General features: G+C 65.2%; 17 protein-coding genes. 7 read left to right on the top strand and 10 right to left on the bottom strand.

Annotation, left to right across the window (positions count from 1 at the left end):
* The 8 genes from VFG49_RS10860 to ispG form a co-directional block, all read right to left on the bottom strand.
* Window positions 1-4441: filamentous hemagglutinin N-terminal domain-containing protein (locus VFG49_RS10860; protein WP_324860328.1), on the bottom strand; the 4441-nt coding region annotated here is incomplete at its 3' end.
* A 71-nt stretch (window positions 4442-4512) separates the two neighbouring features.
* Window positions 4513-5688, bottom strand: coding sequence for a ShlB/FhaC/HecB family hemolysin secretion/activation protein (locus VFG49_RS10865; protein WP_414649105.1), 1176 nt, complete (start codon window positions 5686-5688; stop codon window positions 4513-4515).
* A complete protein-coding gene (locus VFG49_RS19245) occupies window positions 5669-6187 on the bottom strand; it encodes a POTRA domain-containing protein (RefSeq protein ID WP_414649107.1) in 519 nt (172 codons plus the stop codon). The genes VFG49_RS10865 and VFG49_RS19245 overlap by 20 nt, the downstream gene beginning before the upstream one ends.
* A 516-nt stretch (window positions 6188-6703) precedes the next feature.
* Window positions 6704-7378 (bottom strand): MarC family NAAT transporter, encoded by a 675-nt coding sequence (locus VFG49_RS10870; RefSeq protein ID WP_324860330.1) that lies wholly within the window; start codon window positions 7376-7378, stop codon window positions 6704-6706.
* Window positions 7379-7467: 89 nt separating this feature from the next.
* Window positions 7468-8286: an HD-GYP domain-containing protein gene (locus VFG49_RS10875; protein WP_324860332.1), complete on the bottom strand. Its 819-nt coding sequence runs from the start codon at window positions 8284-8286 to the stop codon at window positions 7468-7470.
* A gap of 106 nt (window positions 8287-8392) precedes the next feature.
* Window positions 8393-8686, bottom strand: coding sequence for a DUF1905 domain-containing protein (locus tag VFG49_RS10880; protein ID WP_324860334.1), 294 nt, complete (start codon window positions 8684-8686; stop codon window positions 8393-8395).
* A gap of 16 nt (window positions 8687-8702) precedes the next feature.
* Entirely contained in the window at window positions 8703-9377 is a 675-nt protein-coding gene (locus VFG49_RS10885; protein ID WP_324860336.1) for a class I SAM-dependent methyltransferase, read from the bottom strand.
* 1 nt (window position 9378) lies between these two features.
* A complete protein-coding gene (gene ispG / locus VFG49_RS10890; protein WP_324860339.1) occupies window positions 9379-10635 on the bottom strand; it encodes a flavodoxin-dependent (E)-4-hydroxy-3-methylbut-2-enyl-diphosphate synthase in 1257 nt (418 codons plus the stop codon).
* Window positions 10636-10833: 198 nt separating this feature from the next.
* On the opposite strand from ispG, the gene VFG49_RS10895 reads away from it, so the two are divergent.
* Complete coding sequence (locus VFG49_RS10895; RefSeq protein ID WP_324860341.1) at window positions 10834-11574, top strand: helix-turn-helix domain-containing protein; 741 nt, start codon at window positions 10834-10836, stop codon at window positions 11572-11574.
* A 51-nt stretch (window positions 11575-11625) separates the two neighbouring features.
* Here VFG49_RS10895 and VFG49_RS10900 read toward each other — a convergent pair whose 3' ends face one another.
* Window positions 11626-11976, bottom strand: a complete 351-nt coding sequence (locus VFG49_RS10900; RefSeq protein WP_324860343.1) for a GFA family protein — start codon at window positions 11974-11976, stop codon at window positions 11626-11628.
* Between the two features lie 13 nt (window positions 11977-11989).
* Window positions 11990-13969, bottom strand: coding sequence for an acetyl-CoA hydrolase/transferase C-terminal domain-containing protein (locus VFG49_RS10905; protein ID WP_324860345.1), 1980 nt, complete (start codon window positions 13967-13969; stop codon window positions 11990-11992).
* A 406-nt stretch (window positions 13970-14375) separates the two neighbouring features.
* On the opposite strand from VFG49_RS10905, the gene VFG49_RS10910 reads away from it, so the two are divergent.
* The 6 genes from VFG49_RS10910 to VFG49_RS10935 all read left to right on the top strand — a co-directional run bounded on the left by VFG49_RS10910 (window position 14376) and on the right by VFG49_RS10935 (window position 22251).
* Window positions 14376-15833 carry a phospholipase D-like domain-containing protein gene (locus tag VFG49_RS10910; protein ID WP_324860347.1) on the top strand — a complete coding sequence of 486 codons (1458 nt, stop codon included), beginning with the start codon at window positions 14376-14378 and terminating at the stop codon, window positions 15831-15833.
* A 118-nt stretch (window positions 15834-15951) separates the two neighbouring features.
* Window positions 15952-17328 carry an exodeoxyribonuclease VII large subunit gene (gene xseA / locus VFG49_RS10915; protein ID WP_324860349.1) on the top strand — a complete coding sequence of 459 codons (1377 nt, stop codon included), beginning with the start codon at window positions 15952-15954 and terminating at the stop codon, window positions 17326-17328.
* Between the two features lie 185 nt (window positions 17329-17513).
* Window positions 17514-19157 (top strand): acetolactate synthase large subunit, encoded by a 1644-nt coding sequence (locus VFG49_RS10920; RefSeq protein ID WP_324860350.1) that lies wholly within the window; start codon window positions 17514-17516, stop codon window positions 19155-19157.
* Window positions 19158-19172: 15 nt separating this feature from the next.
* Window positions 19173-20603 carry an aldehyde dehydrogenase family protein gene (locus VFG49_RS10925; protein WP_324860352.1) on the top strand — a complete coding sequence of 477 codons (1431 nt, stop codon included), beginning with the start codon at window positions 19173-19175 and terminating at the stop codon, window positions 20601-20603.
* 230 nt (window positions 20604-20833) lie between these two features.
* Window positions 20834-21061 (top strand): inorganic phosphate transporter, encoded by a 228-nt coding sequence (locus tag VFG49_RS10930; RefSeq protein WP_324860366.1) that lies wholly within the window; start codon window positions 20834-20836, stop codon window positions 21059-21061.
* A gap of 152 nt (window positions 21062-21213) precedes the next feature.
* Complete coding sequence (locus VFG49_RS10935) at window positions 21214-22251, top strand: TraB/GumN family protein (protein ID WP_324860354.1); 1038 nt, start codon at window positions 21214-21216, stop codon at window positions 22249-22251.

Consider the following 22251-nt stretch of genomic DNA (forward strand, 5'->3'; position numbering starts at 1 on the left):
TGCCGGCCGCGTCGGCGGCGATGCTGAGATCGCCCGAGCTGTAGAGCTGGGCGTCGAGGTTGGCGAGGCTCGCGACGTGCAGGTTCAGCGCCTGCGAGGCGCCGATGAAACCTTCGCCGTAGTCGACGGCGGCTGTCGCCGCTGGGCCACCTTGGGTGGTGCCCAGATCGCGCCCGTTGGTGAGCGTGTTCGCATCCACAGTCACCACATCACCGACGATGTTGCCGGTGTTGGTGAGGGTGGTGGCAGACACGTTCAGCGTGTCGCCTTCGAGGGTGGCTCCCTGCTGATTGTCGACACTGCCACTGACATGAATGTTCGCGACGCCACTACCGTCGTCGGCACTGGCGTTGATCACCGCGCCGTTGGTGTTGATCAAACTCGCCGCCATGAGGTCCAGTTCACCGGGCGTCTGCAGGGTGCCCTGGTTGGTCAGCGTGCCGTCGACGATGAGGCTGAGCACGCCATCGCTTTCCAGGCGCTGGCCGGCGAGGTGGGTGTAGTCGCCGGTAACGTGCGCGTCGAGTTCCTGAGCGCCGTAGATCTGGCCGATGCCGTTCAACGTGCCGAACGTCGCCTGCACGAGGGCGCCCTTCACGGTGCCGCCGTCGTTGGTCAACGTCGGGGTGGTCAGCGCCAGCGTGTTGGCCTGCATATGGCCGCCGCTGCTGTTGGTGATCGCGGCGAGGTTCAGCGTGGCGGTGTCGCCGGCGCCGAATTGACCGCCGGTGTTGTCCAGGATGGCGTTGGGGTTTTGGAAGCTTAGGTCGCGTGTGGCGTAGGTGGTGCCACCGGTGTTGTTGAACGACGCGACGTTGTCCAGCGTGAGATCGCGCTGCGCGACCACGGTGCCGCCGCTGCTGTTATCGACGGAGGCCGCTTGCAGGATCACATCGCTGCCACGATTGCCGATCATGCCACCCTGATTGGCGATGGCGCCCGTGGCTGTGACCGTCAACGCGGCGTCGGTGATGGCGGTGTCCAGGCCACCTGGGGTGGTGCCGGCGAGCATTTGGCCATCGGTGTTGGTGATGGCCGCCGCCGTGATCGTGGCTGCGCCCGAGGCGTCGATGTGGCCGGCGCTGTTGTCGAGCGTGGTGACCGCCGACACGGCGAGGTTGCCGTTGGTTTGGAGCAGTCCACTGTTCGTGTTATTGAGGGTGCCGTCGCTCGCCAGCGTGAGGTCGTTCCCGGCGTAGATGGTGCCGCCGCTGTTGTCGATCGCACCGGCGTGCAGCGAGGCGGTGCCTTTGGCACCGATGAGACCTTTCGCCGTGTTGCCGAGCGCCTGCGTCAGGTTGATCGAGAGCCATCCGGTGTCGCCATGTTGGATCACCTGGCCGTGGCCCGAGTTATCCAATGACGTGCCGCTGATCGTCACGTCGCCCTGGCCATCCAGCACGCCACCCGCATTGGTGAGTGCGCCGCCGGTGATGGCGAGGCCGTTGCTGGCCTGGATCGCGCCGGCCGTGTTGTCGAGCGACGAGACCTGGAGCGTGACGTGTTGCCCGTGCAGCCCCTGCGGCGCGGCGTCGGGGTCGGTGACAAGCGTGTTGGCGTTGAGCAGCGTGGCGGCCTGCACGTCGAGGTTGCCATTGGCGATGATCGCGCCACCTTGGCTGTTATCCAGCGTGCCCGCCACCGTGGCGTCGATCGCCTGTTGCGCCTGGATCGTGCCCCCGTGGTTGCTGAGTGTCCCGGCGGTGAGTGCGAGGTTGCTGTTGCCGAGCAGGTTACCGGCGTCATTGGTCAGCAGGCCGTCCACGGTGAGCGTCAACGCGTCGCTGCTGCCGGCGGCGATCGTGCCTCCGGTGTTATCCACGCTGCCTGCGCGCAACGTGGTCGAGCCGACCGTCGCCAGTTGGCCGTTCGCGTTCGTGAACGCGTGCGTGATGGCGACGGTCGTGGCATCTGCGCCAGCCGTCTGGATGCCACCGTTCGTATTTGTCACTGTATCGGCGACGAGCTGGAGTCCGCCATTGGTGCCGATGCGACCGTCCGTGTTGTCCAAGAGTCCGCGCGCGTGGATCTGCAGCAGACCGCTGCCGAGCGCGGCCAGATTGCCACCGGCGGTGGTAAGCGCGCCGGTGTCGATGGTGATCGCTTGGGCGGACGTGGTGCCGCCGCGCAAGTTGATCGTGTTGCCCGTCAGCAGCAAGGCGCCATTGGATTGAATCGCGCCGCCGCTACCGCTCAACGTCGACGCGTCGATGCGCAGCGTGCCGTCGCCGGCATGCTGGATGGTGCCATTGACATTGCCCAGCGTATCAGCCTGGATGGCGAGATCCGCGTTGCTGGCGATCGTGCCGTCGTTGCTGTTGTCCAAGGCACCGCTGACGGTGAGCGTGTTGGCCTGGTCGCCCGACGCCACGATCGTGCCGCCTTCGTTGTTGACGTTGGCCGCGGTGAGGTGGATCTGCGTCGCGCTCAAACTAGCGCCGCGGTGATCGATGCTGCCCGCTTGCACGGTCGTCGCGCCCGCCGTAGCGACCGTGCCGCTGGCGCCTCGCCAGGTGCCGATGGTGAGGGTCAGCCCATCGGTGCCCGCATGATTGAGGTGGCCCCCATCGTTGATAAACAAGGAGCTGTTGACCGTCAGCGAGGCGGCGTTGGAGGCCAGCGTGCCGTCGGTGTTGTCCCATGTGTTGGCGACCGATAGCGTGGTGGCATCGACGTCACTGTGCGTGATCGTGCCGCCACGGTTCGACAGGTTCTGCACGTTGATCGTCAACGCGTCGGCAACATTCAGTGTGCCCGCGTCGTTGAGGACGTTGTCCCCGTGAATGATCGCAGGGCCGTCGATCGTCAGCATGCCACCGCGGTTACTGAGGTCACCGCCGGTCACCGTGAGTTGGCGTAGACCCAACTGGCCGCCATCGTTGGTCAGACCGTTGGCGGTCGTGAGATCGAAACCCGCGGCGGCGCTGATGCGGCCGCCGTCGTTGTCCAGTAGCCCTGCAATATGCAGGATGCCATCCGCGAGCGGTGCCACCGGTGTTGCGCCTGAGTTACTTCCATCGGACGGCGCCGTGTTTCCGCCGCCACTCGCGCCCGACTCGGTGGAGGGCGGCGGCGTCGATCCACTCGGCGACGATGAGCCGTCACCACTGTCACCCGCTTCCGCCATCGGCGAGCCACCTCGGGTCGTGCCAATGCTGCCGCCGTTACGGTTGGACAACGCGCCGGCCTGCAACGACATTCCCTGCAGGCCGGTTTGCGCGATCGTTCCGCCCTGATTGCGTAACGAGGCAGCATCCACCGCGATACGCCCCGCGTTCAAGGTGCTCTGGCTGTTATCGACATCTTGCGGTGTGGTGATCGACAGCGTGTTGGTGGCGGAGATCGTGCCGCTGTTGCTGATACCCGCTGCCGCTAGGACCGTCGTGTCGGACTGCGATTGCAGGCGGCCGCTGTTCTCCAATCGGCCGTCGGTCGTCACGACCACCTCGCCGGTCGACGCCGCGATCGTGCCCGCGTTTCTCACACCCACGCCGTGCTCGTTCGCGAGCAAGACGATCTTGTTGGCATACATGCCGCCCAACGCGCTCGAATCCAGTGCGAACGCAGGGACGGCGCCGCCCAGGCCACCTTGGGTGGTGCCGGCGATCGGCGTGATCTGAGACTGATCGACGCTGACTTGATTGGCGCCAAGCGTTAGCTGAAGTTGTTGGGCATAGATCGTCCCGTCCAACACGGCGGCGCGGGCAATGATGTCGGTATAGTCCGCGCGACTGGCATCCAGACCGTTGCCGCTGACCTGAATGACACCGTCGCCGCTGACGCGATAGCCCTCCAGTGCGCCACCGCTCACCACAGGCGTGCCGGTCGTCAACGTCACGCGAGATGCGTTCAAGAACCCGCCGCCATCGACCGCGATGCCCGAGGGCGAGGCGATCACGACCTGGGCTTTGTCGCCCGCCACTTCGATGTAACCGCCCAGGGCCGCCGGCGCGCTGCTATTGACCTGATTGACGATGACGCGCGCGCTGCCGTTGGCCAACCACGGGTTGCCACCGATCGTACCGGCCAGCGTCGTTTGCGTATTCGTGCGCGAGTTGTTGAGTACCGCACCCGTCGAGTCGACCTGGAATGCGCTGTACTGATTGATCGACACACCTGCCTTTGAGGGCGTGGTGATGTTGATGAGAGCGGCGTTGCCGGGGGAACCGAGCACCGTCGGGCGCTGATTGCCCGGCGCGTTGGGGTCCGCGGTGATGAGTCCCGTGACCTGACCTGCGCTGACGGGTGCGATCACGCTCACCATGCCCAACGCAATCCAGGCGGCGAAGCTCAACCCCTTGGGGGACAGTGTGAGGTGTGCCGATGTGGCGCCGGCACGGGTGGAGCTTGCCGTACCACCTTCCGGTCGGTGCGCCAGTTCGCTCGCGACTTGGACGATGCGACGGGCTTTGTTCCACACCAGACGATACTGCTTGTTCATCCGAAGCTTCCTTCTTCTTGACGACGCTCAACAGGCAAACCGGAAAACGGCGCGCAGCGACCCGCTGCGACTTAATACGACCAGGAAAGGTTGAATCCCGCGGTCGGGTTATCGGTGGGGAAGCCGCGGGGCTTGCTGATCGGCGCGCCCGCAAACACATCCCACGCGAACCTGCGCCAACCGCCGCGCATACCGACCACGCCACCGGCCAGGGTCTGCCCCAGTTCCCACTGGGTGGGCGGGCCGCCGACGTGGCCGACGTCCAGACCGAGATAGAGTTCTTGGCTGCCGGCCACGATCCAGCCGAGATCGTTCCGAACCAGCCAACCGTGGTCACCAGTCAGCTGGAGCTCTCCGTCATAACCCCTGACCGTGTAGCGGCCGCCGATGGCGAAGCGGTCCTGCGGGACCAGCGGGGTTTGATCCCATTGCGCACGCCAGCTGCCGATGTAGCGCAAGCGCTGGCCGCCGAGTTGAAATGGAAGCGTGAAGTGCGCATCAGCGGTGATGATTTTCGGGCGTGCCGTGCCTTCATCAAATGCTTCTTCGGGCGCGTGCAGTGCATTGAACGTCCCGGTGCCGCGGCGATAGGCCACGTTGGCATCGAGCGTCGAGGCATCGATGAACTGCTTGTAGGTGAACCCCGCTTCCCAGCCACCCTGGCGGCGACGCTGCACCAGCACTTCGGTGTCGTCGATGAAGTTGTTGGAATCGCGCTCCCACGCGCGGACGTAGGCGCCGAATTTGATGGTGGCGTTTCGGTAGAGCAGACGGCTCAGTCGTACGTCGACATTGTGGCTCGTGCCGCTATAGATGTAGGTCGCGGCATAGCCCGCGACGGTTTGGTGATACGTGTAACTGCTGGCTGTGGCGCCCAGCAACCAGTAGCCGTAAGGCAGGTCATAATGCAATGTGTAGCCGCGTGTGCCTTTGTGGTCACCATCGAAGACGTCCTGGCCGAAGTTGGCATAGAACAAGTCGTTCCAGGTCAGCAGATTGTCCAGGGACAGCGTGGCGCCGCCTTGCAACTTCCCCGTCGCATCACTGCCTGAATCATCGAGCGTGACGGCCACGCGCATGGGCGACGACTGCTTCCGTACGATCACCAGGTCGCTGTCGCCGGCCGTGGCGTTCCCATTGGCGGGGACAATTTGGATGTCTGCCTCTACCGTCGGCACACGCTTGAAGTTTTCCAGCGCCTGTTCGATGTCGCGCAGGTTGAGCAGATCACCGGGACGCGCGGGCAAGGCATCGCGCCAGGACGTGGCGCGCGTCGACACCGGGTGCAAAGCGAATGGCACGTATACGCCCAGGGATGAGGGTGAGCGTGAGCACACCGGCGCGCAGGTCCTGCGGCTTGGCCAGCACACGGGTAGTGATATAACCACGCGCGATGATGGCGTTCTGGATGCGCTTCATCACCATGTTGATGGCGGTTGAGCCCAGACACCGACCGCTCGCAGGATCGCCCTGGGCATCGGCGGCCTTTAGCGCCCACTGGAACCGGGACGAGTCGTCACCATCCAGGCGAATCGTCTGGATGGGAAAGCACGGGGTTTCGTTGTCGGGGATGCGGTCTGCCGTGGCCTGCGTTTGGCGTGGCAAGCGGACGTCGGGCGTGGTTTCCTGCTGCTCACGCAGCGCGCGCTCGCGCTCCTGCTGCCGCAGAAGCTCCTGCGTGACGGGGTCCACCGCTTGCGCGAAGCACGGCGTGAAGGACACCACCGTCGCCAACGCCAATAGCACGCCAGGACTCCGCCCACGTGATCGCCAACGCCGCTGCGCATCCTGATCCCTTGTCACGCCGACATCCCTGTCACCGAACGATCCCCTGGTTGAAAAAAGGTGCCCGGAACCGCCTGCCGCCTTCGGGGGGACAAGAGCCAAGCGGCTCCGAGCACAACAACTCAGGATGGGAAGCTAGCGGATCGCATGTCTGTCATGAATCGGACAAATCTTAAAATGTGGAGGAAATTTCGCCGCGGGCCGCGCGAGCACCGAGCGATACGAGCGACAGGCCAAGAGTGGCTCGCGACGCGTCACACGTCGTCGCGGGTCTATGCTATTCACTGTTGGCACTTCGCATCGCGGCCGCCATCGGACTCGGCTCGCCGGTGACGTTGCGGCAGCATTTCCAACGCGTCTACCGCACATCGCCCACCAACTACCGACGCAGCGTTTGCGGGTCTCGCGCGAGCGCCTGAGTAATGCTCAGGACATGCCGTTGCAGGAGACCTTGCTGGCCGGAGAACCCCGGTAGCGTCATGCCGCGACGACCCCCCACGCCTGCAACAGCTCATGCACGCCGTTGATCACGAATTGCACGCCGATGCATACGAGCAGAAAGCCCATGATGCGCGCCAGCGCGTCGATGCCGGTTTCGCCCAGCCATTTCATGATGGGCGTTGCACCGCGCATGCACAGCCAGAACACCAAGGCGAACAGCAGGACGATGGCAGCGACCACGGCGTGCACCATGGGCGTGAGGTGTCCGTCGGGGATGGACGATGAGGCGCTGATGATGAAGGCGATCGTGCCGGGCCCGGTGGTGCACGGCATGGTCAGCGGGATGAAGGCGATGTCCGGCAGCTTGGCCGTGGGTGCGTCATGCGAGGCCATTTCCACCTGCACCTCGTCTTCGGCGGCACGCGCGGGCGGAAACAGCATGCCGAAGCCGATGTAGCTGACGATCAGTCCGCCGGCCACGCGCAGGCCGGGGATCGAAATGCCGAAGCCGCTGATCACCGCATTGCCCGCGTAGAAACAGATCAGCAGCACGATGATCACGTAGATCGTGGCGCGATTGATCTGGCGGTTTCGTTCGGCAACCGGATAGCGCGAAGTCAGCGCCAGCAGCACGGTCGCGCTGGTTAACGGGTTGGCGATGGGCAACAGGCCCAGCAGGCCGAACGCAACGTAGTCGAGGAAAGTGAGCATGGGCGTGCGTTTCCTGCGGAACCGTCACAGCCTAGCCGGCGAGCCGCGAGGTTTGAAGCACCTTGAACGCAAAACCTCGCCAGAAGAACTCAATCGGCCGCCGCATGCCCAAGGCCGATGGCCTTGAGGTCTCCGTAGTACTGCAGGAAAAGACCGACGATGCCGGGGTCGAGCTGGGACCCGGCGGCATGCCGCAGATAGTCGAGCACTTCGTCTTCAGGCCACGCCGGCTTGTATACGCGAGGAAAGCTCAGGGCATCCCACACGTCCACCACGCTGAAGATGCGCGCGGCGAGCGGAATTTCCTCGCCCTGCAGACCACGGGGATAGCCGGTGCCGTCCCAGCGCTCGTGGTGCGCATAGGGAATATCGATGGCTGGACGCAGGAACGCCGTGCGCATCAGCAGGTCGCGCCCCAGCACGGGATGGGTGCGCATCACGGCGATTTCATCGTCAGTCAGCGGACCTGGCTTGATCAGGATGGCATCGGGCAAGGCCAGCTTGCCGATGTCGTGCAGCAAGGCGCCAAAGCGCACATTGCGCAGCGCCTCGCCGTCCAGTCCCACACGCCGCGCGAGGGCGACTGTCATGCGCATCACGCGCTCGGAATGGTCCAGGGTTTCCTTGTGCCGCACATCCATCGCCGAAACCAGCGCGCGCAACGATTGCTCGTTGCCCGAAAGCAGCATGTGGTTGAGGCGATCCAGACGACGCATGTCGCGGCCGATCAGCCAATACAACACGCCGCCGGTCAGCAGCACGAAGATGGCGCCCTTCAAGCTCTGCAGAAGGGCCTGCGTGTGCTCGTCGTAGCCCAGCGAAAACACCAGGCGATCGGAGGCGTAGATCCACAGCAGCGCCACCGTCACGTAAACGGCGACAATGCGTATTTGCGGCTTGATCGTCACTGCACCTCCCAGCTGCGCACCCGGAACGCATCCCTGGCCAGCACGGTGGCCGAGCATACTCGCCTGGCGGAGGTAAAGAACTCGAATGTCGCACGCCTTTGAGCGTTCAGGCGTCGTCTGGCTCGAGCAGCACATCGACTGCCTGCCCCGCGTCCAGTCCGACCGCCGTAGCCAATGGTTCTTCAAGCAGAAGACAGAACGCGCCGGAGCGCTTCACGACAGCGCCCTGGAAGTTCTGCCCGTTGACGCTGCCGCGCACCCGATGGCCGTGACCGCATGTCCATAACGGACGCGCAGGCGTCGACCACTGGGTAACCGGATCGAACGGCAACGGCACCAACCACTCTCTCTGCCCACCCTGTACGGTGGCCCGAAATGCAACGGCGCGATGCCTGGTCATCCCCGTCCCCTTTGATTCACCCCGCCATGAAGATAACGGACGCCGGCTTGCCCGTGTAAGGGTGCAAGGGTTCCCGCATCGCGATCAGCCGCAACCCGGCCGACTGGAACGCCCCCACCCAGCCTCCCAGCGTGCGGAAATACCAGGGAGCGGCATCGCCAAAACCCTCGCCGCAGCCCGCCCAGGACCCTTCCCGCCAGCCGTCGCGGTAAGGCTGGATGCCTGCCGCCAGTGGGTGCAGGGTCTGCACCACCAGCATTCCACCCTCCTCCAGCAAGGCAGGCACGACGGCCAGCAGGCGATCCACCGACGACTCGCCCAGCAGGGAGAAATTGCAGACCACGACGTCCGCCCGTGCCTTGAGGGCGCCTTCGGCAACCTCCTCATAGGACATCACGCGGAACGAACCGCCACCCTGGGCCTGAGCGCTGTCGACGAGAGAAGGAACCACATCGACACCGAGCACCTCGATGCCTTCGGCGGCCAATGCACGAGCCAGCCAGCCTTCGCCACAGCCCACGTCGATCACCGTGCGCGGCGACCGCGACAGCACGGCCTCGACGATGGCGCGGTCCGTCACCAGCTTGCGGCTTTCGATCTGGCCACTTCGCACGGCGCGTTCCCATGCGACGGCATTGGCCTGCCATGCGTCGAGGATCCGGACTTCACCCGCGCCCTCGGCCTCGGTCATGTCACCCTGCGCGACTGGCGTACTTGGTGGCGACGTACTGGTCGAGGATGCCGATGAACTCGTTGGCGATGTTGTCGCCGCGCAGGGTCATGGCCTTTTCGCCGTCGATGAACACCGGGGCCGACGGTGCTTCGCCGTTGCCCGGCAGCGAAATGCCGATGTTCGCGTGCTTCGATTCACCCGGCCCGTTCACCACGCAGCCCATCACGGCCAGCGTGAGGTTTTCCACGCCGTCGTACTGCACGCGCCACAGCGGCATCTGCTCGCGCACATGCGTCTGCACGGTGCGCGCGAGCTCCTGGAAAAACTCGCTGGTGGTGCGCCCGCAGCCCGGGCAGGCGGTGACCAGCGGCGTAAAGGCGCGCAGGCCCATGGTCTGCAGCAGTTCCTGCGCCACGATCACCTCGCCGGTGCGCGAGGCACCCGGCTCGGGAGTGAGCGAAATGCGGATGGTGTCGCCAATGCCTTCCTGCAGCAGCACCCCCAGCGCAGCCGACGATGCCGTGATGCCCTTGGAACCCATGCCGGCCTCGGTGAGGCCCAGGTGCAGTGCATAGTCGCAACGCCCGGAGATATCGCGGTACACCGCAATCAGTTCCTGCACGCCCGACACCTTGCACGAAAGGATGATGCGGTCACGCGGCAGGCCGATGTCTTCGGCACGTGCGGCCGAGTCCAGCGCGGAGCGGATGAGCGCTTCGCGGGCCACGTGCGAGGCATCCCAGGGTTCGGCACGCTGGTGGTTTTCGTCCATCAGCATGGCGACCATGCTCTGGTCCAGCGAGCCCCAGTTCGCACCGATGCGCACCGGCTTGTCGTAGCGCAGCGCCATCTCGATGATCGAGGCGAACTGGCTGTCCTTCTTCTTGCCGAAGCCCACGTTGCCCGGATTGATGCGGTATTTCGCCAGCGCCTCGGCGCAGGCCGGCTCGGCTTCCAGCAGCTGGTGCCCGTTGTAGTGGAAGTCGCCAATGATCGGCACGTCCACACCCATCATGGCCAGCTTGTCGCGAATGCGCGGCACGGCCGCCGCAGCGGCAGGGGTGTTGACGGTAATGCGCACCAGCTCGGAGCCCGCGCGGGCCAGTTCGGCGATCTGCTTCGCCGTGCTGGCCGGGTTCTCCGTGTCGGTGTTGGTCATCGACTGCACCACGACGGGGGCACCACCGCCCACGGTGATCTTTCCGATCTTCACCCCCACGCTGGGGCGGCGCGGAGCGGATTGGGCAGGACGAGGGAAGGAGGACTGGTCACTCATGGAGGGCTTCGGTCACGCATCGGGCCGCGGACGGTGGCGGCAACCGGCAAAGGATAACCGAACGGCACCAGCCATCCCTAGCAAGCGGCCAGGGCAAGCGCTCATTGCGGCAAAAACGCGCACGACAGCCACCGTGGGCCCGGCAGCGAGGATCATGTCTCCAGCGAAACGCGCAAGGACCAGGAGGACCGATACACCATGCTCCAGACACACCGCCACAAGGATGACGCCCACCGCATGACGCCTTCGCCGTCGTGCGCCGGCTGTGGATATGCATCGGTCTGCCAGGCCAGCGGCTACGACCGCGCCGAGCTGTCCGGCCTGCGCCATATTGCTGAACGCATCGGGCCGCTGCGCACCGGTGAATACCTGTACCGCCCGCTTTCGCCGTTCAGGGCGCTCTACGCCGTGCAGTCAGGCATGGCCAAGACGGTCGCGGTGGATGTGGCGGGGCGCGAACAGGTGCTGGCGTTCCACCTTCCCGGCGAGATGATCGGCCTGGACGCCGTCGACCGCGAATTCCACGACAACGCCGTAGTGGCGCTGGGCAAGACCCAGTTCTGCCGTCTCCCGTTCTCGGCGGTTCGCCAGGTCTCGGCCGAACAGCCGGACGTCCCCTGGCACCTGATGACGGCGGCCAGCCAGCGCATCTCGCGCCTGCAGCTCAGCGGGGGCAATTACCTGGCCGAGGAGCGCTTTGCGGCGTTCCTGGTCGACATGCGCGACCGCCGTGCCGTGCTCGGCCTGTCGGCCGACTACCTGCCGCTGCCCATGTCCCGCGCCGACATCGGCAACCACCTGCGCCTGACCACCGAAACCGTGAGCCGCCTGCTGGGCCGCTTCCGCCAGCGCGAACTGGTCAAGCTGGACCGGCAAGGCCTGCACCTGGTGGACCTGCCCGGCCTGCGCGAGCTGGGGCAGTCGCTGCTGATGCACTGAAGACACCAAGGGGGCACGCTTCGCGTGCTCCCTATCGCGGCGGAGGACTGTTTAGACGAGGTGCAAGCCATCGAACGGCTGGCGCTTGATCGAGGCCAGATCCACGTCCTCCAGGCACCGCACATTCACCGCGACCATGGAATTCCCGGTTTTCGGATTCTTGCCATAGGCGAACGGCTGGCAGCCGCATTGCGGGCAGAAGCGATGCTCGATCATGTGGCGGTTGAACAGATAAGTGGTCTGCGAGGTGTCGGGCGTCACCAGGCGAAACTGGCCGCTGGGCACGAACCACAGCAGCAGCCCTTTTCGACTGCAGTGCGTGCAATTGCATTCGATCACGCTGGAAGGTTCGCCCTCGACCTCGAAGGCGATCTGTCCGCAATGGCAGCGACCTTGCATCATGGCGTTCTCTCGTTCAGCTGGATGCTACCGGCGGGCTGCTCTCCGCTGCCGCACCCGTCCGGCGCAATGCGGCGGTCAGCAGGCGGCGCCACAGACGGTCGCCCATGCTGGCCGGCCTGTCGAGTCCCATGCGCGCGATGGCGTCGGCTTCACCATCGACCGGCGCCCCGGGCCTGAGTGCCGCACCCACGATTTCAGCCTTGCCGCGCCAATGGTTCCCGCGAGCCTTCAACCAGCCTAGCGCTGGCAACAGGCGCTGTTCCACCTCGGTGAAATCGCTGCCGAACGGAAAAGGGACCAGCACGCCGCGGCTTTGCCATGGCGCCAACGCCTCACGGAGAAATTCCGGACGATTGTTGCGCCACCGCTCCGGCACCTGGAAATCGGAGGCGAGCTTGCCATGGGACTTGGCCTCGGCGGCCAGCGCATCGATGAAGCGCGCATCGGTGATCGCCAGCATCGCCTCGATGCATTCGCTGTCCGTCTTGCCACGCAGGTCAGCCACGCCGTATTCGGTGACGAACATGTCGCGCAGATGCCGCGGAATGGTGGTGTGTCCATAGTTCCAGCGGATGTTCGTTTCGATGCCGGCGCGTCCTTCGCGCGTGGAACGCAACAGCAGGATGGAACGTCCATCCGGCAGCTCATGCGCCATGGCCACGAAGTTGTATTGCCCGCCCACGCCGCTTACCACCTCGCCGTTTTCGAGACCATCGGAAACGGCCGCGCCCATCAGGCTCGCCATCATGCAGGTATTGAAGAAACGCGCGCCCCGTCGCTGCAGACAGGCCAGCGCCTGGTGGTCGCCGTAAAGATGATTCACGTTCGACACGCGGCACATGTCCAGCGCATCCGCATCGTCCGCCTCCAGCTGCGACACCCACTTGTACAACTCATGCGATCCGAGGAAGAACGCGCCGCGCAGGTAGTGGCCGCCCGGCGTTTCCGGCGCAAGGCGGCCGCTGGCGGCGGCGCGTTCGAGGTCCATGTCGTCCCACGCGCGACGCTTCAGCACACCGGCACGCTGCAGGTGCATGAAGCCGTCCATCACCATTTCGCTCGCGCCGTAGAGGCCGGTGCGAAACGGCGCCAGCCCACCCATGCGCGCTGCCAGCGCATGCGTGCCGCCACGCGGATCGAGCGCCACCAAAGCGCGCCGCCATTGCGTGTTGTCCTGCTGTCGCCAGCGCAGTGCGTGTACCAGCGCATCGGAAAGCGCGCCGATGCCGATTTGCAGGCAACCGCCATCCCGCACCAGTGCACTGGCATGCATGCCCAAGGCGTATTCCGTAGCATCCAGTGGCTGGCGCGGCACCGCGAATAGCCGCGGCGACGTCTCGGGCATCAACTCGATGTCGAAATAATCACGCGTGACTTCTGCGTGGCCACTGACGTAGGGAAGATCCGGATGCACGACCGCCACGCACACGGGCCGCGGCTTGCCCGACTGCACCACCTGCTCGGTGAAATCCAGCGTCAGGTCGGGATTGCACGACAGGCTGTAACGCACGCCCTCGGGTGTTTCGCGCCGGGCGACCAGTTGCACCAGCAGGTTGATGTCCTGCACGGCCAGGTCGCGGGCCACGTGCGTGTAGTTCTGGCTGATGTAGTTGCGCTGCGCGCTCCCCGAATGGAGCAGCGCACCCGATTGCATGTAGAACTCATGCACCGCCACGTTGGATGGCAAGGCATTGCGCATCTGGTCGACGGCGTATTCCGGATCGATGGCATCGGCGCCGAAATGCCGCTCCGCGAACGGCCCGACGAAGCGCGCCTCAAGCCCCGGCGCGGGACGCGGCCGCGTCAGCGACAGTGCGGTGTAAAGCGAGAGCGAGCGCGAAGTGTCCGCGCGCGTCAGATGATAGAGCGCATTGAGCAGGCCATGCGGCTTGCCCAACCCCAGCGGCGCCGCTACGCGCAGTACAGGGCCGAGTCGCTCGGCGATGTGCTGTGCGCAGGCCTCGGTATCGGAAAAGCATTGCTCAGGCGACATGGAATGGACATGACAAGAGGTTCATGGGAACGGCATGGCCAGTCAGGTGGCAGGTATTGGTGACATGTTTCTGGTGAACGCGGCTTGAAGGTACCCCGAATCCATGCCCTACACTGAAGGCAACGCTGACCAAGTATCGTCGCCGTCACCCGTTCGGTCTGTTCGCAAGCCACAGGGCGGTCGACGAAGGCAGCCTGGCTGGCTGTCGAGGCGACGGACCGAAGGCATGCGGACAGACAGGACGGGCCCAATATGTTGAAACTCAAGCGACGGGTGATGCCTGGAAATCCCCCGGGCTGCGCCACATGCCTTGGCAAGACGGCCGGCCTTCCCGGCGTCACGCGACACAGCCTGCGAGATTTCCAGACATCATGACGACGAGACTTGGTCAGCGTTGCCTTCAACCATGAATTCAAAGCTGCTTGCATCCGCTCCCGCCCGATTGCTTGCCGAACAGGCACTGAGCCGAGCGGCAGGCGCGCCGCTGCTCGGCGGCAACTCCGTCGAGCTGCTGATCGATGCCGCCGCCCACTACGAGGCATGGCTCGCCGCGATCCGTGGCGCGCGGCAGCGGGTGTTGCTGGAGAACTACATCATCCGCGACGACGTGGTGGGCCACGCGTTCCGCGATGCGCTCGTCGACTGCGCCCAGCGGGGCGTGCAGGTGGTAGTGGTGTACGACTGGCTCGGCTGCAAGGGCCAATCGCGTGACAGCTTTTGGGCGCCGTTGCGGGCCGCGGGTGGCCAGGTCCGCGCGTTCAACCCGCCCCGGTTTGGCCAGCCATTCGGTTGGGTCAGCCGAGATCACCGCAAGCTGTTGGTGGTCGATGGCATCCACGGGTTCCTCTCCGGCGTATGCATCAGCGAGAAATGGCTGGGCGACCAGGCGCGAGGCCAGGAACCGTGGCGCGACACCGGCGTCGCCCTGCACGGGCCAGCCGTGGTGGAACTTGAAAACGCCTTTGCGGAAAGCTGGTCCAGCATCGGCAGTCCGCTGCCACCCTTTTCGGCCGCTGCCGAATCGACCACGCAAGTCGGCGAGGTGGCGCTGCGAGTCATCGCGACCCAGCCTTCCACGGCCGGCATGTATCGCCTGGACCAGTTGATTGCCGCCATGGCCACGAAGACCCTGTGGCTGACCGATGCGTACTTCGTCGGCATCGCGCCCTACGTGCAGGCGCTGGCCTCCGCGGCGCGCGATGGCGTGGATGTGCGCCTGCTTGTGCCGGGCACCAGCGACATCCCGATGGTCGCCGGCATGTCGCGCAGCGGCTACCGTCCGCTGCTCAAGGCAGGCATCCGCGTATTCGAATGGAATGGCTCCATGTTGCACGCCAAGACGGCGGTGGCGGACAACCAGTGGGCGCGCGTCGGTTCGTCCAACCTCAACATCGCCAGCTGGTTGAACAACCGCGAGATCGATGTGGCCGTGGAAGACACCGCGTTCGCCACGGCGCTTGCCGAGCAGTACGAGAAGGACCTGCAGAACGCCACCGAGATCGTGCTTTCTCCGCGACGCTGGCGGCGCCGTGGCGAGCATGTCCGAAGCAGCACGGCACGACCGCCGCGTCAGCGGCACATGGGCGGCAGTTCCGGCCGCACGGCGGCGGGGGCGCTGCGCATCGCCAACAGCGTCGGCGCGGCCCTGACCGATCGCCGCGTGCTGGGCGACACTTCGATCAGCCCGTTGCTGATCGGCGCGGTGTCGCTGACCGTGGTCGCCATCGTTGCCGTGTTCTGGCCTGCGGTGCTGGGTTGGCCGCTGGCGGCCATCGCGATCTGGCTGGCATTGAACCTGGCGGCGCGCGCATGGCAATTGTGGCGTCGACGCAAGCAGCGGCAGGCGGCAGAAGCCGAAGAATAAGCGCCTTCATGGCGGCCTTTTCGGTGGCGTAGACCACCGCACCAAAGGCGAGAAAGAACTTCCACTCATTCAGCCAAGCGATTGTTATTCAAGCAATCCATGCTAGGCTGCTCAATCCATGCACAGCCCCGACGACCAACCGCCCTCCCGGCAGATCCTCACGCCCAGCTCGCTCAACCGGCTGGTGCGCGACCTGCTGGAGGACGCGCTGCCATTGATCTGGATCGAGGGCGAGCTGTCCAACGTGGCGCGCCCGGCTTCGGGCCATCTCTATTTCACCCTGAAGGACGCCGGCGCCCAGGTGCGCTGCGCCATGTTCCGGCCCAAGACCGGTTGGCTGAAGTTCCGGCCGGCGGACGGCATGCATGTGCTGGTCCGCGCACGCGTCGGCCTGTACGAGCCGCGCGGCGAGTTCCAACTGGTGGCCGAGCACATGGAGCCGGCCGGCGAAGGCGCCCTGCAGCGCGAGTTCGAACAACTGAAGGCACGGCTGGACGCGGAAGGCTTGTTCGAGCCGGCGCGCAAGCGTGCCCTGCCCCGTTATGCGCGGCGTATCGGTGTGATCACCTCGGCCACCGGCGCGGCGATCCGCGATGTGCTCAGCGTGATGTCCCGCCGCTGGCCGCTGGCCGACGTGGACGTGTTGCCGGTACCGGTGCAGGGTCGCGAGGCGCCGCCCGCGATCACCGCCATGCTACGCAAGGCATCGGCCAGCGGTCGTTACGACGTACTGCTGCTCACTCGCGGTGGAGGCTCGCTGGAAGACCTGTGGGCATTCAACGACGAGCAGGTGGCGCGCGCCATCCATGCGAGCGCGGTGCCCGTGGTGTCCGCCGTTGGCCATGAAATTGATTTCAGCATCGCCGACTTCGTGGCCGACCTGCGCGCGCCCACGCCTTCGGCGGCGGCGGAACTGCTGGTGCCTGATGCGGCGGCCATGCAGCGTCACCTGCAACAGCTGCAACAACGCCTCGCCGTACTCGAACAACGCCGCTTGCAGGCGCGCATCCAGCGCGTCGACCATTTGTTCGCGCGGCTGCAGGCGCAACGGCCGCAAGCGCGGCTGGCACGTGATCGGGAGCGGTTGCGCAATCTCCAGCGCCGGTTGCTTGGCGTGCAGCGCGAGCAGTCACGCTTGCACCGCGTGGAACTGGAACGCACCCATGCGCGATTGATTGCCCAGCATCCACGGCTGCGCCTGTTGCTGCTGCGTCGCCGTCTTGCCGAACTGTCGCAACGCCTGCGCCAGTCGGTGGAACGTCGCCTCGAGCGCGACCAGTTGAACCTGCGGCAGGTCGGGCGCGCCCTGCACACGATCAGCCCACTGGCTACGCTGGAACGTGGTTACGCGATCTTGTTCGATGAGCAGGGCAAGGTTGTGCGTTCGGTGCAGGGTGTCGGCGAAGGGGCCAAGTTGCGCGGTCGCGTTGCCGATGGCGAGCTTCCTCTCGTAGTGGGTCCGCGCATTGCTGGCAAGAAACCCAAGCAACAGTAACGCCCGCTCTCTGTAGGAGCGCACCCAGTGCGCGATCAGCGCCGCGTAGAAGCGGAGGCCGACACTAACCATGCAGGTCTATCGCGCACTGGGTGCGCTCCTACAGGCGAGCTGACCGGCGCGCGGCTCACACGTTCTGAACGATCCATGCCCCATCCTGCGCGCTCCGATCACGGGAGCGCGGCATGAAGGCAGCGGCATTGTTCGTAAAGGCATTGGAAGCCGAAGGCGTACACAGCATCTTTGGTGTGCCGGGCGAAGAAAACCTGGATCTGGTTGAAGCGCTACGTGATTCATCGATACGCCTGATCGTGACCCGCCATGAACAGGCCGCCGGCTTCATGGCTGCCACGTGGGGACGACTCACCGGCGAGGCCGGCGTCGCGCTCGCCACGCTGGGGCCCGGCGCCACCAATCTCGTCACGGCTGCGGCCTACGCGCAACTCGGCGCCATGCCGATGCTGATGATCACGGGCCAGAAGCCTATCCGCGAACACAAGCAGGGCCTGTTCCAGCTGGTCGACGTGGTCGACATGATGCAGCCGCTGACCAAGTACACGCGGCAGCTCGTTTCCGCCGCCACCATTCCGGCGCGCATTCGCGAAGCTTTCCGCCGGGCGGAAGAAGAACGCCCCGGTGCGGTACATCTGGAACTGCCCGAGGACATCGCTCGCGACAACGTCGAGGAAGCGATCCTGCTGCCCACGGAATACGCGCGACGCCCCTCACCCGACGATGCCGCACTGGTGCAGGCCGCCGAGGCGATCAGCAAGGCCAGACATCCCATCCTGATGATCGGCGCGGCCGCCAACCGGCAGCGCACCACGGTGGCCTTGCGCGCCTTCATCGACAAACTTGGCATTCCGTTCTTCACCACCCAGATGGGCAAGGGCGTGATCGACGAGGATCATCCGTTATGGCTGGGCAACGCCGCGCTGTCCGACGGCGACTTCGTGCACCGTGCCATCGATGCCGCCGATGCCGTCATCAACGTCGGCCATGACGTGGTGGAGAAACCACCTTTCCTGATGCGCAAGGGGCGGCGCACGGTTATCCACATCAACTTCTCCAGTGCCGAAGTGGACGCGGTCTACTTCCCGCAGATCGAAGTGGTGGGCGATATCGCGCATACGGTGGAGCGACTCACCGATGCACTACAGGTGCAGGAACACTGGAATTTCAGCTTCTTCGATCGCGTCCGCGAGGCATTCCACAAGCAGCTGGAAGACCACGCGGGCGACCAACGCTTCCCCATGCATCCGGTGCGCGTGGTGGACGACACGCGCCGCTTCATGCCCGATGACGGCGTGCTGTGCCTGGACAATGGCATGTACAAGATCTGGTACGCGCGCTACTACCGCGCACGCCAGCCCAACACCATCCTGCTCGACAACGCGCTGGCCACCATGGGCGCGGGTCTGCCCTCTGCGATGGCGGCGAAGATGGTCTACCCCGAGCGCAAGGTGCTGGCCATCTGCGGCGACGGCGGCTTCATGATGAATGCGCAGGAGCTTGAAACCGCGGTACGCCTGAAGCTGGATCTGGTGATCCTGCTGCTGCGCGACGACGCCTACGGCATGATCCGCTGGAAGCAGGCCGAAATGGGTTATGCCGATTACGGCATGACCTTCGGCAACCCGGATTTCGTGAAGTTCGCCGAGGCGCACGGCGCGCACGGCCACCGCCCAGGCAGCGCGGATGAATTCCTGCCCACGCTGCAGCGCGCGTTCGACGCCGGCGGCGTGCACCTGATCGACCTGGTCATCGACTATTCGGACAATCACCGCATTCTCAACGAAGAGATCCGCCGGCTCAGCGCAGCCGTCTGATCGCCTGGAGTCTCCATGCTCGCCAAAAGCTATCCGTACTACCTCGCCAACCAGCCGCAGACCTCGAAGGAAACGATGGATGTGCTGGACAAGTACAGCGGCAAGGTCGCCACGCGCGTGGCCGTGCCCGATGCCAAGGCCACCGAAAAGGCCATCGCCGCTGCTGTAAAAGCCACCAATCCCATGCGCGATTTCAAGCCGTGGGCACGACAGGCCGTATTGCAGCATTGCGCGCAGCGTTTCAAGGAACGCCGCGAAGAACTGGCCTATGCGCTGTGTGTGGAAGCCGGCAAGCCGATCAAGGATTCCGATGGCGAAGTCACCCGCCTCATCGAAACCTTCAGCATCGCCGCCGATGAAGCCGTGCGCATCAACGGCGAAACGATCAACCTGGAACTCGCCAGGCGTCTGGACGGCTATCACGGCTACACCAAGCGCGTGCCGCTGGGTCCGGTGTCGTTCATCACGCCGTTCAACTTTCCGCTGAACCTGGTGGCACACAAGGTGGCGCCCGCCATCGCTGCGGGCTGCCCGTTTGTGCTCAAGCCCGCCGAACGCACGCCCATCGGCGCGCTGATCATCGGCGAGGTGCTGGCGGAAACCGACCTTCCCAAGGGCGCATTCTCCGTGCTCACGCTGGACGGCAAGCACGCAAATCCCCTGGTGGAAGACCCACGTTTCAAGCTGCTGTCGTTCACCGGCAGCCAGATCGGCTGGGATCTCAAGACGCGCGCCGGCCACAAGAAAGTGACGCTGGAGCTGGGCGGCAACGCGGCCTGCATCATCGACGCGGACCAGGGCCCCCAGCTGGATCGCGTGATCGACCGGCTGGTGTTCGGCGCGTTCTATCAGTCGGGTCAAAGCTGCATCAGTGTGCAGCGCATCTATGCGCACAAGGACATCTACGACGCGCTGAAGAAGAAGCTCATCGCCGCCGTGAAGAAACTGAAGGCCGGCGACCCGAAGAAAAAGGACACCTTCCTCGGCCCGATGATCGACGAGGCGGCGGCGGAACGCCTGCACGGCTGGATCGAGGAAGCCCGCAAGGCCGGCGGCAAGGTGCTGTGCGGCGGCAAGCGCAGCGGCGCCATGCTGGAAGCCACGCTGATGGAAGGCGTGCCGGCCAGCGCCAAGGTGCATCGCCAGGAAGTGTTCGGCCCGTTCGCGCTGCTGGTGCCGTTCGATGACTTCGACGATGTAGCGTCGATGGTCAACGATTCGGACTACGGCTTGCAGGCTGGCATCTTCACCGACAGCCTCGCCCACGCGATGCGCGCCTGGAACGAGCTGGAGCAAGGCGGCGTGATCGTCAACGACGTGCCCAGCTTCCGGGTGGACAACATGCCCTACGGTGGCGTGAAGCTGTCGGGCATCGGCCGCGAAGGCGTGCGTTATGCCATCGAGGACATGACCGAAGTGCGCCTGATGGTGATGCGCGAATTTTGATTTGCAGGCTTCGGATGCCCCACTGGCTCTGAGCCGGCGGCAGGGATACCGCCCCAGCGCTTGCCACGCTGATCGCGCAAATCGATCTCCAGGCGGGTCGTCGCTCGTCGCTCAGGCGATGCCCGCCGGGCGGATGGGCGGGCGCAAGGAGATCTACCCGGCCAACAAGGCATTCCGCGGGAGCTTGACCAGCCGGGACTGGACAAGGGCAAGGTCACCACGCCCACCACCTGGCGCGGGCTGGGTACGGGCCATCCAGTTCATTCCGCCCAGGGCACCAGCCGCCCGTCAGCACCACCCATGTCCTGACTTCCGGCGTCGCCGGCACCATTGCCGCCAACGGCTCGGGCCTGCAATGGGCCACCGTGCGCGACCTGCTGATGGCCTGGGTGCTCACCCTGCCCGCCTCGGTCCTGCTGGCGGGCGTGCTTTATCTTGTCCTCCGACAGGTGTTCTGACGCGTTTCCCGGACGAGGTGGCCCGACCGCCTCGCCACGCGTATCCGGACCACAGGCACCGGGCTTGTGGCGCAACCGGCACGGCTGTTGTTCAATCACGTGGCCCGCATTGACGGGCCCGTGTCGTCGCGTCTCCACAAGGAGCTTCCCGGATGCACGCCAAGACCGCCGTCTGCCTGGCTGCCCTGCTTTTCGCCACGGGCGCCTGGGCCCAATCCGATCAACCCGCGCCCGCCACGCCGTCGAGTGTTTCGGCGCCGCCTTTGGGCGTGGTCCAGCTGCAGGCGGTCACGGTACGCGGCGAGCAGCCCGGGCCGGCGCTGTGGGAAGTGCGGCGCGATGAACACGTCATGTGGATCATCGGCACGCTCTCACCGCTTCCCAGGCACGCCGATTGGCAATGGACCAAGCTGGAGAAAGCGCTCGGGCGCTCATCGGAACTGCTCGAAGCGCCTTCCGCACGACTGAAGATGCCGCCCAGCCTGTACTCGCGCCTCGCGCTGCAGCCGTCGGCGCGCCTGAACCCGGGCGGCGCCACGCTGCAACGATTGCTGGCGCCCGAGGTGTATGCGCGTTGGCGCGAGCTGCGCAAGCAGTACCTGGGCGACGATGATGCCTACGAATACATGCGACCCATCGTGGTGGCCGAACAGTTGTACACCAGGGCACTCGCGTCCAGCGATCTCACCGACGAAACCGACGTGCCCGCCATGGTGGAGAAGCTGGCGCACAAGCACGGCACGCGCGTGATCGGCGTGCGCTACGAACTCATCGTCAAGAAGGCACCGGTCATCGCCGGCGGCGTCGACCAGGAGCAGAAGCAAGGCATCGCCTGCCTCGATGAAACCATGCACATGATCGAAGAGGATCTTCCCAAGCTGACCCAGCGCGCGAACGCATGGGCAACCGGCGACATGAAGACCTTGCAGTCGATCATGCAGGACACGCACTACGAACCCTGCGTGGTCGCCGCGATCAACGGCGACTTCGAACACCAGCTGGCGATACCCGACCTGCCCAAGCGCATCGAGGATGCCTGGTTCGAGGCGGCGCGATCGGCCCTGGTGCGTAATCGCTACACGGTGGCCATCCTCTCGATGGAACAGCTGATGGCGCCGGATGGCTACCTGGCCAAGCTCAAGGCGCTGGGCTACAACGTGCGCCTGCCAGAAGGCCTGCAGCAGCCCTGA

This window comes from Dyella sp. (assembly GCF_035685885.1).
In the GTDB taxonomy this organism is placed as follows: Bacteria; Pseudomonadota; Gammaproteobacteria; order Xanthomonadales; family Rhodanobacteraceae; genus Dyella.